At 67.8% G+C, this 12653-nt stretch carries 10 protein-coding genes; 5 read left to right on the forward strand and 5 right to left on the reverse strand.

Features of this window, described 5'->3' with window-relative positions; genetic code table 11:
- The first annotated feature begins 213 nt into the window (after positions 1–213).
- Positions 214–2529 (forward strand): phosphomannomutase/phosphoglucomutase, encoded by a 2316-nt coding sequence (locus tag AB4Y92_RS04565; protein ID WP_441818573.1) that lies wholly within the window; start codon positions 214–216, stop codon positions 2527–2529.
- Positions 2530–3027: 498 nt separating this feature from the next.
- Here the strand turns inward: AB4Y92_RS04565 and AB4Y92_RS04570 are convergent, their stop codons facing one another.
- From AB4Y92_RS04570 to AB4Y92_RS04580, 3 genes are all read right to left on the reverse strand, one after another.
- Positions 3028–3678: a hypothetical protein gene (locus tag AB4Y92_RS04570; protein WP_441818574.1), complete on the reverse strand. Its 651-nt coding sequence runs from the start codon at positions 3676–3678 to the stop codon at positions 3028–3030.
- A 150-nt stretch (positions 3679–3828) separates the two neighbouring features.
- A complete protein-coding gene (pyrE, locus tag AB4Y92_RS04575; RefSeq protein WP_235112025.1) occupies positions 3829–4491 on the reverse strand; it encodes an orotate phosphoribosyltransferase in 663 nt (220 codons plus the stop codon).
- Positions 4488–5063, reverse strand: a complete 576-nt coding sequence (locus tag AB4Y92_RS04580; protein WP_441818575.1) for a GNAT family N-acetyltransferase — start codon at positions 5061–5063, stop codon at positions 4488–4490. The genes pyrE and AB4Y92_RS04580 overlap by 4 nt, the downstream gene beginning before the upstream one ends.
- Before the next feature lie 56 nt (positions 5064–5119).
- Here AB4Y92_RS04580 and AB4Y92_RS04585 point away from each other — a divergent pair, with 56 nt between their 5' ends.
- The 3 genes from AB4Y92_RS04585 (at position 5120) to AB4Y92_RS04595 (ending at position 7748) form a co-directional block, all read left to right on the forward strand.
- Positions 5120–5893 carry an exodeoxyribonuclease III gene (locus AB4Y92_RS04585; RefSeq protein ID WP_441818576.1) on the forward strand — a complete coding sequence of 258 codons (774 nt, stop codon included), beginning with the start codon at positions 5120–5122 and terminating at the stop codon, positions 5891–5893.
- Positions 5883–7292 (forward strand): AmpG family muropeptide MFS transporter, encoded by a 1410-nt coding sequence (locus AB4Y92_RS04590; protein WP_441818577.1) that lies wholly within the window; start codon positions 5883–5885, stop codon positions 7290–7292. The genes AB4Y92_RS04585 and AB4Y92_RS04590 overlap by 11 nt, the downstream gene beginning before the upstream one ends.
- Positions 7293–7409: 117 nt before the next feature.
- Complete coding sequence (locus AB4Y92_RS04595) at positions 7410–7748, forward strand: hypothetical protein (protein ID WP_386816693.1); 339 nt, start codon at positions 7410–7412, stop codon at positions 7746–7748.
- A gap of 100 nt (positions 7749–7848) precedes the next feature.
- Here AB4Y92_RS04595 and AB4Y92_RS04600 read toward each other — a convergent pair whose 3' ends face one another.
- On the reverse strand, positions 7849–9027 hold the full coding sequence (locus AB4Y92_RS04600; RefSeq protein ID WP_441818578.1) for an anhydro-N-acetylmuramic acid kinase: 1179 nt from the start codon (positions 9025–9027) through the stop codon (positions 7849–7851).
- 216 nt (positions 9028–9243) lie between these two features.
- The gene (locus AB4Y92_RS04605; RefSeq protein WP_441818579.1) at positions 9244–10713 is read right to left on the reverse strand and encodes a M23 family metallopeptidase; all 1470 of its coding nucleotides are present in this window, start codon (positions 10711–10713) and stop codon (positions 9244–9246) included.
- Positions 10714–10907: 194 nt separating this feature from the next.
- Here AB4Y92_RS04605 and tyrS point away from each other — a divergent pair, with 194 nt between their 5' ends.
- On the forward strand, positions 10908–12131 hold the full coding sequence (gene tyrS, locus AB4Y92_RS04610; RefSeq protein ID WP_235112014.1) for a tyrosine--tRNA ligase: 1224 nt from the start codon (positions 10908–10910) through the stop codon (positions 12129–12131).
- Positions 12132–12653: the final 522 nt, after the last annotated feature.

The following is a 12653-nucleotide window of genomic DNA, read 5'->3' on the forward strand; positions in this document are numbered from 1 at the left end:
CTAGAGATTCACGTGCCTGATAGTCGTCGGCTGCAAAGCCGCGGACGCGATCGCAACCGCGATCGGCGCCGCGAGGCGCAGTAGACGGAACCGACAAGGCGCGGCAGTGCAAACTGGGCGGTATCGCCCGCTGCACGGTCGGAACCATCGGCTCCGGATCATCCGGGTCAGATCATTCGGCGACACGAGACACACTGGGGAAGGGCTCTGGGTATGGTGGATGTGAAATTCGAAAAGCCGCAGATGTCGGCGGCGCAACTCAAGCCCGTCATGCTGCCGCTGGCGCTGCTGTGCGGCGTGCTGGCGTTGTGGCTGGGCTGGGCCGGCGTGCAGCAGCACCTGGACTCCTCGCGCCGCTCGGATCTGGCCAGCGAGCGCGACGCCGCCGTCGCCAGCGCGCACGACGCGCTCGGGGTCGAGCACAAGCGCTTGCGCGAGCACCTCGACGCGCCGGCGATGCAGGCCGCCCTGACCGCCGGCGATCTGAAGACCGCCGCCGCGGAACTGACCAAGGACTGGCCCGGCGCCAGCGCCGGCGCGGTGTTGCCGGCCGATCTGAGCCTGGATTACGAGAATCTGCCCAAGAGCGGCTACGGCCGGCTGGGCGCGATGGAAGCGGCGATCGTCGCCGACAAGCCGATGGCGGCGATCGTGCGCGACGGCGGCAAGCCGGTGCTCGCGCTGGCCGCGCCGGCGCGGGTCGGCGGGCAACTGGTCGGCGTGGCCTATGTGCAACTGCCGCTGCAGCGCATCAGCGACGGCATCGACAAGGCCGACGTCGACGGCAGCAGCTACATGGCCTTGCGCCAGGGCGGCTACAACGTGGTCGAGCGCGGCGACGCCGCGCTGAGCAACGGCGCCGAGGCGATGGCGGCGAAGATCCCCGGCAGCGACCTGCGCGTCGCCGCCGCGGTGCCGGACATCGCCGGCGGCCCGCTCGGCCTGGGCGCGCTGCCGTGCTTCATCGCCGCGGTGATCCTGGCGCTGCTCGCGTTCGTGCTGATGCGCGTGCGTCAACGCCTGGGGCACGAGGCGCCGGTGGTGGAGGAAGGTCCGGTTCAGACGCTGGCTGAGACCATGATCGCTTCCCCCTTCGATATCAATGCAGGCAACGTGACCGATAACTCCCTCAGCGCCGCGCCCCGCGCGGTGAGCATCGACGGCGGCATTTTCCGCGCCTACGACATCCGCGGCGTGATCGGCCAGTCCCTGGACCCCGGCGTGGCCGAGATGATCGGCCATGCGATCGGTTCGGTCATGCACGATCAGGGCCTGACCGAGATCGTGGTCGGCCGCGACGGCCGCCTGTCCGGCCCGGCCATGATCGAGGGCCTGATCTCGGGCCTGCGCAAGGCCGGCCGCAACGTCATCGACATCGGCATGGCGCCGACCCCGGTGATCTATTTCGGCGCCTATCACCTGCGCGCCGGCTCGTGCGTGTCGGTCACCGGCAGCCACAATCCGCCGGACTACAACGGCTTCAAGGTCGTGGTCGGCGGCGAGACCCTGTCGGGCGCGGCGATCACCGATCTGTACCAGCGCATCGTCAGCAACCGCCTGCACACCGCCGCCGAGCCGGGCACGCTGACCCCGCGCGACATCTCCGAGGACTACGTCCAGCGCATCGCCTCCGACATCCAGATCGACCGCCCGCTCAAGGTGGTGGTCGATGCCGGCAACGGCGTGGCCGGCGACATCGGCCCGCGCGTGCTGGCCGCGATCGGCGCCGAGGTCACCCCGCTGTACTGCGAGATCGACGGCGAATTCCCCAACCATCACCCCGATCCGAGCGAGCCGCACAACCTGGCCGATCTGATCAAGATGGTGGCGCGCCTGGACGCGGACCTGGGCATCGCCTTCGACGGCGACGGCGACCGTCTGGGCGTGGTCACCCGCGACGGCCAGAACATCTTCCCGGACCGCCTGCTGATGCTGTTCGCCGCCGACGTGCTCGAACGCAACCCCGGCGCGATGATCATCTACGACGTGAAGTGCACCGGCCGCCTGCCGGGCCACATCCTGCGTCACGGCGGCAGCCCGTTGATGTGGAAGACCGGCCATTCGCTGATCAAGGCGAAGATGCGCGAAACCGACGCCGAGCTGGCCGGCGAGATGAGCGGCCACTTCTTCTTCAAGGAGCGCTGGTACGGTTTCGACGACGGCATCTACTCGGCCGCGCGCCTGCTGGAGATCCTGGCCGCGCAGCCGCAGACCCCGACCGAGACCCTCAACGGCCTGCCCAACGGCATCTCGACCCCGGAAATCAAGGTCGATGCGCCCGACGGCGACCCGCACACCTTCGTCGAGCGTTTCCGCAACGAGGCCTCGTTCGAAGGCGCGCGCCTGTCCACCATCGACGGCCTGCGCGTGGACTACCCCGACGGCTGGGGCCTGGTGCGCGCGTCCAACACCACGCCGATCCTGGTCATGCGTTTCGACGCCGACAGCCATGAGGCGATGGACCGCATCCAGACCGCGTTCCGCACGCAGCTGCATGCGATCAAGGCGGATTTGAAGTTGCCGTTCTGATTGGGCGATGGGCGCCGGTCTGATCGGACGGTGCTTGCCAGATACGAAAACGCCGCGGCTTGCCGCGGCGTTTTTTTATGAGGCTGGGTGCGCTGGTGTTTTGGAGACTTGAGCGTCTCTCTCCAGACCGTCATTCCCGCGAAGGCGGGAATCCAGAGCCTTCAGCGCCATCCTTCCAGGCCGTCATTCCCGCGAACGCGGGAATCCAGCGACTTCAGCGTCATCCTTCCAGACCGTCATTCCCGCGAAGGCGGGAATCCAGAGGCTTCAGCGCCATCGTTCCAGGCCGTCATTCCCGCGAACGCGGGAATCCAGCGACTTCAGGCGTTCTCGCACGAAAGGCCCTGGATTCCCGCGTTCGCGGGAATGACGAGGTGTGAGAGCGTCGCGACTGGCGACTGGCGACTGGCGACTGGCGACTGGCGAGCTACAACCGACGACCGACGAACTACAACCAGCGACCTACAACCAGCGACCTACAACCAGCGACCTACAACCTCACCCCCGACCCGGCTTAGCCGCCTTGATCGTGTTGTAACGCTCCAGCGCCGAAGCCAGATCCTGGTCGGCGGTGCTGCGTTCGAGCTGCTGCTGCTTCAACGTCGCCTGCTGGTGCAGCAGTTCGTCGTGCTGGTTGCGGATGTTGTCGGCCAGCACCTTGCCCACCGGCTTGCTGCTCAGCTCGGCTTCGCCGGCCTTACGCAGCAGGCTCAGCAGGGTCTGGCGACGGCCTTCGATGCCCAACTGCGAGGCCTTGACGGTCTCATCCAGCAGCACGATGCGCTCCTGGAAGGAATTGCGCAGGTCCTGCTCGGTCGCGTACGACTCGGCCATGGCGTGGTCGCGGCGCTTGCGCGCTTCCTCGGCCATCGCCGCGCTGCGCGCCGCGCGCTCGGCCTGCTGCGCGGCCACGCGTTCCTCGGGGGTCAGGGCGCGGTCCACCTGGCCGGTCGCCAGGCCGCTCTTGGCGCTGATCTCGGTGCGCGCGCTGTCCACCGCGTGCGCCGGCAGTGCGTCGCCGCAGACTTTGCGGCCGCCTTCGTTCCAGCAATACAGCTTCTTGGCCGGCTTGCCGTCCTGGGCGAAGGCCAGCGGCGCGGCCAGGGCGAATACGATGGCGCCGGCGATCAGGGTGTGCAGTGCTTTCATGTCGCGTTCTCGCCGTCGAACCAAAGGGTTTGCGACAAGGCATGAAGCAAGAGTCGGGCCATCGTCTGCCTCCGGCGTGTGCGATCGATCACAAATCGATTTCGGGTCGATGCGGCGGCGAATGCCGGCCGCCCGCATCGCGTGCTGCGCTCAGTGCTGCGCGTCGCGCCCATAGGCCGCACGGTAGGCCAGCAGGCGCTCGCGCTGTGTGGAAAATTCCGCGCTTTCGCCGGTGAAGGCAAGCAGATCGTCGAGCGTGGCGATCGCGACCACCGGAAGGCTGTGTTCGATTGCGACAGTTTCTGCCGCCGAGCGTCGGGATTGTGCAGGGTCCACGGCTTCCTGCCGGTCCAGCGCGATCACGATCCCGGCCACGGTGCCGCCGGCCTCGCCGATCAGGGCCAGCGCTTCGCGGATGGCGGTGCCGGCGGTGATGACGTCGTCCACGATCAGCACCCGGCGCCCGGCCAGCGGCGCGCCGATCAGCATGCCGCCTTCGCCGTGGGCCTTGGCTTCCTTGCGGTTGAACGCCAGCGGCAGGTCGCGGCCGCGGCGCGCGTACTCGCAGCCCAGCGCCGTCGCCAGCGGGATGCCCTTGTAGGCCGGGCCGAACAGCAGGTCGAAGTCCAGGCCGTGGGCCTGGATGGCGTCGGCGTAGCACGCGCCCAGGCCGGCCAGGGCGGCGCCGGAGTCGAAGCGCCCGGCATTGAAGAAGTACGGGCTGACGCGCCCGGACTTGAGGGTGAACTCGCCGAAGCGCAGGGCGTCGGCCTTGAGCGCGAGTTGCAGGAAGCGGGTGCGATGGTCGGTCATGGAAGCGGACGGTCGGGGGAAGGGGAAGAGGTGGGCGCCGGCGCCAGGCGCAGCAGCATCAGGTGCTGCGGGCCGGCCGAGCCGCCGTGATAGAGCTCGCCGGTGTCGGCGAAACCGGCTTTCAGGTAGACGCCGTAGGCCGAGCGGTTGCGCACGTTCACCGTCAGCGCCAGCAGGCGGCGCTCGGGGTAGCGGCGGCGCAGGTCCTGCGCGCAGGCGATCATCGCGGCGGTGCCGTAGCCGCGGCCTTGTTCGCGCTGGTCGATGACGTAGGCGCGCAGGCCCACGCTGGGCTCGCCCAGGGCGCGTCCGGCGATCGCGGCGACGCTGAAATCCAGGCGGTAGAAGCCGACCACGCGCTCGCCGGCCAGCACCGCCATCGCTTCGCTGTTGGGGTCGAGCCGGGTCTGGTCGAGGTTGTAGCCGGTGTCGCCGACGAATTGCAGCTGCTCCGGCGCGACCTGCAGTGCGCGCACGGCCGGCGCCAGCATCGGCGAGACCACGCTCACGCGCACCGGCGCGGGCGCGGCAGCCGGGATGGGTCGGTCGGTCGCAGCGGTCATATCCGGCATGATACCCGCGCCCGGCCGTTGCTATGATCGTGCGCACTTCGTGCCCTGGAGCGCGCATGCGCATCATCAGCTTCAACGCCAACGGTCTGCGCTCGGCCGCGACCAAGGGTTTCTTCGACTGGTTCAAGACCCAGAACGCGGACGTGCTCTGCGTGCAGGAAACCAAGGCGCAGGAACATCAGCTCACCGGCCCTGCGTTTCTGCCCGACGGCTATCGCGCCTTCTTCCGCGATGCGATCACCAAGAAGGGCTACAGCGGCGTGGCGATCTACGCCAAGCGCGAACCCGACGAGGTCCGCACCGCCCTGGGCTGGGCGCCGTTCGACGACGAGGGCCGCTACATCGAAGCGCGCTTCGGCAACCTGAGCGTGGTGTCGTTCTACATCCCCTCGGGTTCCTCCGGCGAGCTGCGCCAGGGCTTCAAGTTCGAAGTCATGGACTGGCTCAAGCCGATCCTCGATGAGTGGTTAGCCAGCGGCCGCGAGTACGTGCTGTGCGGCGACTGGAACATCGTGCGCAGCCGCCTGGACATCAAGAACTGGACCAGCAACCAGAAGAATTCCGGCTGCCTGCCGCCCGAGCGCGACTGGCTCAACGGCCTGTGCACGGACGATGCGGGCTGGGTCGATACCTACCGCGCGCTCAAGGCCGACGCCCAGGACTACACCTGGTGGAGCAACCGCGGCGCGGCGCGCGCCAACGACGTGGGTTGGCGCATCGACTACCAGCTCGCCACCCCGGGCCTGCGCGACAAGCTGCGCGCATGTTCGATCCTGAAAGAACCGCGCTTCTCCGACCACGCACCGTTCAGCGTCGACTATGACCTCTGAGGCCGGCGCCTCGGATTCCGCCGCCCCGGCCGCCAAGCCCGCGCGCACGGGCTGGCGACTGGTGCTGAGCAACCTGCGCCAGCCCAAGGTGCTGGTGATGCTGCTGCTGGGCTTCAGCTCGGGCATTCCGATCTATCTGGTCGGCAACACGCTCGGCTTCTGGATGCGCGAGAACGGCATCGAGCTGTCGATGATCGGCGTGCTGTCCTGGGTCGGCCTGGCCTATTCGCTGAAGTTCCTGTGGGCGCCGCTGGTGGACAAGCTCGACGCGCCGCTGTTCGGCCGCTGGCTCGGCCGGCGCCGCGGCTGGATGCTGTTGTCGCAGATCGTCGCCGCCATCGCCCTGGTCGGCATGGCCTGGGTCGAACCGCGCCAGGGCCAGTTGCTGATCGGCGGGGTGGTGCTGGATCAGCTGCTGGTGTTCGGCGCGCTGGCGCTGGTGGTGGCATTCGCCTCGTCCACGCAGGACATCGTGATCGACGCCTGGCGCATCGAAAGCGCCGACAGCGCCGAGCAGCAGGGGTTGCTGACTTCGACCTCCACCCTGGGCTATCGCGGCGCGTTGTTGGTCACCGACTCGCTGATCCTGATTCTCGCCGCGCACGCCGGCTGGTCGCTGTCCTACGACGTGATGGCGGTGCTGATGGGCGTGGGTGTGCTGGCGGTGCTGGCGGCGCGCGAGCCGGCGGCCAGCGTGCTCGCCGCGGCCACGCCGCATCCGGCGCTGTTCACCGCGCGCGGCCTGTTCGACGCCCTGGTCGGTCCGTTCATCGCCTTCTTCCGCCAGCACGGCCGCTGGGCGCTGCTGATCCTGCTGACCATCAGCCTGTTCCGGCTGCCCGATTTCCTGATGGGGCCGATGGCCAACCCGTTCTACGCCGACCTGGGCGTGGACAAGGAAACCGTCGGCACCGTGCGCGGCTCGTTCGGGCTGATCGCGACCATCGCCGGCGTCGCCGTCGCCGGCCTGAGCGCGGTGCGCTTCGGCTTCATCGCCACCCTGATCGCCGGCGCCGTACTCGGCCCGGGCTCGAACCTGGCCTTCGCCTACCTGGCCCTGCACGGCGGCGACACCGGCGTGTTCACCGCGGCGATGGTCATCGACAACTTCTGCAACGGCTACGCCGGCGTGGCCCTGGTCGGCTACATGTCCAGCCTGACCAACGCCGGCTACACCGCCACCCAGTACGCGCTGCTCAGCTCGTTCTATGCCTTGCTGGGCAAGATGCTCAAGGGATTGTCCGGCTTCGCGGTCGAGCATCTGGAAGCCGGGCGCAGCCTGCTGGAGGCGTACGCGCTGTTCTTCGTGGCGACCGCGGTCATCGGCATTCCGGCGCTGGTGCTGTGCATCGTCCTGGCCGTGCGCAAGCCGCCGCTGGTGACGCCGCCGCTGGCCTGAACGTGCCGTTTGCGTTACTTGGCGACAGCGCAAGACGACCGCGGCGGTAGTGTTCCTGAACGTGTTTTCGCCACTTTCGTGTTGCGAACGTGACCGGAACGGTGCAATTTGGCGCCAGTGACCGACATCATCCTGCACAACCTGGATTCGATCCTGGCCGACCGCCTGCGTCGGGTCGCGGAGGCGCGCGGGTGGAGTTTGCAACGCACCGCGCTGCACCTGATCGAGAGCGGGTTGTTCGTGGTCGAGGCCGAGATGGTCGGGCGTTTCAGCGACCAGGACGCCGGGGTGTTGCAGGAGGCGATCGCCGCCCTGCAGGACATCCCCAGCGACCCGGGTTTCTCCCTGATCGGCCGCGCCGAGCCGCAGGAAGCGCCGACCAAGCGCGTGGCCGGGCCCGACCTGAGCGGCCTGGAGTTGCTGGAAGAATTCCGTCCGCGCCGCGACCCGGCGTAAGCACCGCAGCGACGCCCGTCAGCGCAGCGCATCGAAGCCATAGGCCCCGAGCGCCAGAACGCCGCTTTCCCGTTACCGGAGCCCCTTCGACCGCCCGACCTCAGGCGGCCGGATGCACCGTCCCCAGCACCCGCAAGCCGCGCGCGCCGGTCACGCTGGGCAGGTTGCCCGGCAACCCGGCGATGGTCTGCCGCGCCAGCCAGGCGAAGCCCATCGCCTCGACGAAATCCGGGTCCAGCCCGAACGCCGCGGTGGATTCCACGACCACGCCCGGCAGTTGCGCGGCCAGCCGGTCCAGCAGCGCGCGATTGCGCACGCCGCCGCCGCACACCAAGACCCGCCTCGTCGCCGGCTGATGCGCGCGCAGCGCGTCGGCGATGGTGATCGCACTGAGTTCGAGCAGGCTGGCCTGCACGTCTTGCGGCCGCTCGACGCCGCTCAGGCGCGATTCCACCCAGGCCAGCTGGAACTGTTCGCGGCCGGTGCTTTTGGGCGGCGGCTGGGCGAACCACGGCTCATCCAGCAACCGCGCCAGCAGCGCCGTGTCGATCTGACCCTGCGCCGCGAACGCGCCGTCGGCGTCGAAGGCCTGGCCCAGATGGCGCAGCGCCCACGCGTCCATCAGGCAGTTGGCCGGGCCGGTGTCGAAACCGCGCACCGCGCCGCGCGACGGCAGCAGGGTGAAATTGGCGATGCCACCGAGATTCAACGCGGCCCGGTCTTCGTCCGGCGAATGCAGCAGCGCGGCGTGGAAGGCCGGCATCAGCGGCGCGCCGTGGCCGCCGGCGGCGACATCGCGGCGGCGGAAATCGGCGACCGTGGCGATGCCGCTGCGTTCGGCGATCACCGCGCCGTCGCCGATCTGCCAGGTGAAAGGATGCTGGCCGTCGTAACGCGCGCCGGCCGGGCGATGGCGCACGGTCTGGCCGTGCGAGCCGATCGCCTGCACGTCGCCTGTGCTCACGCCGGCTTCGTCGATCAATGCGCGCACGGCATCGGCGAAGGCTTCCGCGACCTGGATGTCCAGCGTGCCCAGTTCCTCCAGCGAACGCGCATCGCCGCCCTGGCCGAGGGCGACCAGACGTTCGCGCAGCGCTTCGTTCCACGCGTAGGTTCGGCCGAGCAGCAACTCGCAGCGAGTCGGTTCCGCACCGGCCTGGAAGCGCACCAGCGCGGCGTCGATGCCGTCGGCGCTGGTGCCGGAGATCAGTCCAAGATAAAGGCCTGAAGGCGGTTGACTCGCGTCAGTAACCGCCGGGACAGAAGAGTTCTCAATCATTGCGAAGCGTCCTGAGTCCTGAAAGACCGATGCTCCAGTATCCGGCTTATCGACGCCAGCATCGGACACTCATTGCGGGAGCGGCGCGACATCGCACAGGCGAAGCAAGCACGATTCCGTCGCCGCCGCTCGCGCCAAAACGACGGCTCTCAACGGCACTCCAAAAACAAAAAAGGCCTCCGAAGAGGCCTTTTTTCGCTACCCACCGCGCACCAGTCAGCCGCGCCGGGTCTTCTTCTTCGCCGCCACCGCAACCGTCTTGGCCGGCGCCGTGGGCGCCGTCTGCACAGGGCTGGCATCGGCGTAGATGACGTTCTCGACCTGACGGATGCGCGCCAGCGCCACGCCGGTCTGATTGCGGAACTGCGCCAGCGCCACGCCGCTCAGCGGCTCCGGCGGCGGCATGGTGATCGACAGCGGATTGCGGTGCACGCCGTTGACGCGGAATTCGTAATGCAGGTGCGGACCGGTCGCCAGGCCCGAGCTGCCGACGTAGCCGATCACCGTGCCCTGGGCGATGCGCTGGCCCGGCTTGACCTTGCTGAAGTTCGACATGTGCCCGTACAGCGTGGTGTAGCCGCGGCCGTGATCGAGGATCACCGCGCGGCCGTAACCGCCCTTCCAGCCGATGAACTGCACGCGCGCATCGCCCGCGGCCATGATCGGCGTGCCGGTGCCGGCGGCGTAGTCCACGCCCATGTGCATGCGGATATTGCCCAGCACCGGATGACGGCGCGAGCCGAAGCCCGAGGTCAGGCGCGCATACGGAATCGGCATGCGGATGAAGCTCTTCTTCAGCGGACGGCCGTCGCCGGTGAAGTATTCGGGTTTGCCGCCGCGATCGAAGCGGAAGCCGGTGTGCAGCTTGCCTTCGCTGGTGAAGGTCGCCGCCAGGATCGGGCCGGTGCTGAGCAATTCGCCTTCGCGCCAGGTCTGCTCGACCACCACGCTGAAACGGTCGTCGGTGCCGACGTCTTCGTTGAAGTCGATGTCGTACTTGAAGATGTCGTCGGTCAGGGTGTTGATGTTGGCCGCGGTCAGGCCGACTTTGCGCGCCGAACGGAACAAGGACTTGCCCACCTTGCCGCTCAGCACCACGGTGCGGGTTTCGGTCGGACGGTTGATCACCTTCTGGGTGATCTTGTCGCCGGCCAGGCTCAACTCGACCCGGTGGCTGTCGTCCTTGTCGTAACGGAACGTGCGCAGGGCGCCGTTGACCGGCATGTCGAAGCCCAGCTCGGTGCCGGGCTTCATCCGCATCAGGGCTTCTTTCGCGCCCGGCTGCTCGAGAATCTGGTGCATCGTGGAGGTGGGAATCTCCATTTCCTTGAACACCGCGCCCAGGGTCTGGCCGCGGTTGACGCGGACCAGCTGCCAGCTGTCGCCGGTTTCGCCCTTAAGGCGGGCCAGGGTCAGCGGCGGCAACGCCAGGGCCAGCGACTGGCGCGGCTCATGTGCGCGCACCGATGCGGTGGACTGGCTGAAACCGGGGACGATCGCGGCGACCATCATGCCCAGGGTCGCGAACAGACCGGCCTGCACCCACTGGCGCCCGGTCCAGCGGCCGTTGAATCCATCCGACAAATGACGCGCCAGCACCGGACGTTTCAGTGCGGCCTCGCGCAAGGCTTTCAGGCGTTCTCGGCGCTCGGCGCCCACACTGGAAGCCTGCTCGGGTACTGTCATTGGATGGATCCCTCGCGCGAGGTGTGAAGGCAACGTTGCGGCGTTACCATAGACACGCGAGCAGTACGCGTCAAACCCTTGACCTGAATGGGGTTTTTCGTCACCGACCAGTACAGTTTCGTTTAACTTCCACTTAACCCGAATCCGTGATGGCGTTAACAAAAGCCGGTCGCGGCCGTACCCGAGTCCAGCCTTTGAACAGCGCGTCCCCCTCCGTACAAGAAGCCCTCGACCTGATCGCCCGCGGCGCCGACGAAATCCTCAAGCGCGAGGAGCTCGAAGCCCGGCTCAAGCTCGGCCGTCCGCTGCGGATCAAGGCCGGTTTCGACCCGACCGCGCCCGACCTGCATATCGGCCACACCGTCCTGCTCAACAAGATGCGGCAGTTCCAGGACCTGGGCCATCAGGTGATCTTCCTGATCGGTGATTTCACCGGAATGATCGGCGATCCCAGCGGCAAGAACGTCACCCGCAAGCCGCTGACCCGCGAAGACGTGCTGGCCAACGCGGAGACCTACGCCGAGCAGGTGTTCAAGGTGCTCGACAAGGAGCGCACCGAAGTGCGCTTCAACTCCGAGTGGTTCAGCCAGATGAGCGCGGCCGACATGATCCGCCTGGCCGGCCAGCACACCGTGGCGCGCATGCTCGAACGCGACGACTTCGCCAAGCGCTACGCCGCCCAGCAGTCGATCGCGATCCACGAATTCCTGTATCCGCTGGTGCAGGGCTACGACTCGGTGGCGCTCAAGTGCGACGTCGAGCTCGGCGGCACCGACCAGAAATTCAATCTGCTGATGGGCCGCGGCCTGCAGGAGCACCACGGCCAGCCGCCGCAGATCGTGCTGACCATGCCGCTGCTGGAGGGCCTGGACGGCGTCAACAAGATGTCCAAGTCGCTGGGCAACTACATCGGCATCAACGAGCCGGCGATCGACATCGTCACCAAGACCATGAAGATCGACGACGTGCTGATGTGGCGCTGGATCGATCTGCTGAGCTTCGAGATCGGTATCGCCGAGGCGGCCAGCCTCAAGAAAGAGATCGAGGCCGGCCAGCTCAACCCGCGCGACCTCAAGCTGCGCCTGGCGCGCGAGCTGGCCGCGCGTTTCCACGGCAGCGAGGCGGCGGAAACCGCGGTCGCTGGCTGGAACGCGGCGGTGCGCGGCGAGGGCGACATCACCTCGCTGCCGCTGACCGACGTCGCCGTCCCGGCCGAAGGCTTGCGGATCGCCGCCCTGCTGGTCGCCGCCGGGCTGACGCCTAGCAACGGCGAAGGCAACCGCAAGCTCAAGGAGCGGGCGGTGCGGGTGGACGGCAATGTGGTCGAAGACCCGCAACTGGTGTTCGCGCCGGGGTTCGAGGGTGTTCTGGCCGTGGGCAAGCGCAATTTCGCCCGGGTGCGCCTGGTTTCGGCTTGATCGGCGGCAGAGGGGCGTAGTTAGAGGCCAGTGGCGGCCTTCGAGCCGTGTGGAAGGCTCGCAACTACTTAAGCGAGCCGCGAAGCCCCGTTCAGAGATGCCTTCCTGACCCGTGGTGGCTCCAACTCCCTCTCCCGCCTGCGGGAGAGGGCCGGGGTGAGGGCCTCCCAGTCCGCATAGACCCACCCAAACCTTGCCGCATCAGGCGTCTGACCGCCGGCCGACGATTCCCTGTTCATTTCTCGCCCCACCCCCTTCCCAAGCCCCGTTCATGTCCGCATAATGTGCGGCTCCCAACGGCAAGTTGTTCGGCCGGTGGGAAGCGCGGAAGACAGCGGATTCGGCAGGAGTTGACGGTCGAAGATGATGCTGTAAGATGCGCGGCCCGCCGCCCTGTTCATCGAGTGGTTGGGGCGCAGAAAACAGCGGTTTTGATGGGTAGTTGACGCATCGGAAACATGCTGTAGGATGCGCGGCCCGCAGTTCGGTTGACGTTCACGAAAACTGCTGTATAGTGTGCGG

The organism is Lysobacter sp. TAB13 (genome assembly GCF_052113885.1).
In the GTDB taxonomy this organism is placed as follows: domain Bacteria; phylum Pseudomonadota; class Gammaproteobacteria; order Xanthomonadales; family Xanthomonadaceae; genus Lysobacter; species Lysobacter gummosus.

Bases quoted from the DNA above. Each gene is read 5' to 3' on its own strand.
- AB4Y92_RS04580 (WP_441818575.1), bottom strand. From the start codon at position 5,063: ATGCCGGATATGACCGCTGCGACCGACCGACCCATCCCGGCTGCCGCG.
- AB4Y92_RS04605 (WP_441818579.1), bottom strand. From the start codon at position 10,713: ATGACAGTACCCGAGCAGGCTTCCAGTGTGGGCGCCGAGCGCCGAGAA.
- pyrE (WP_235112025.1), bottom strand. From the start codon at position 4,491: ATGACCGACCATCGCACCCGCTTCCTGCAACTCGCGCTCAAGGCCGAC.
- AB4Y92_RS04565 (WP_441818573.1), top strand. From the start codon at position 214: ATGGTGGATGTGAAATTCGAAAAGCCGCAGATGTCGGCGGCGCAACTC.
- AB4Y92_RS04600 (WP_441818578.1), bottom strand. From the start codon at position 9,027: ATGATTGAGAACTCTTCTGTCCCGGCGGTTACTGACGCGAGTCAACCG.
- AB4Y92_RS04585 (WP_441818576.1), top strand. From the start codon at position 5,120: ATGCGCATCATCAGCTTCAACGCCAACGGTCTGCGCTCGGCCGCGACC.
- AB4Y92_RS04590 (WP_441818577.1), top strand. From the start codon at position 5,883: ATGACCTCTGAGGCCGGCGCCTCGGATTCCGCCGCCCCGGCCGCCAAG.
- AB4Y92_RS04570 (WP_441818574.1), bottom strand. From the start codon at position 3,678: ATGAAAGCACTGCACACCCTGATCGCCGGCGCCATCGTATTCGCCCTG.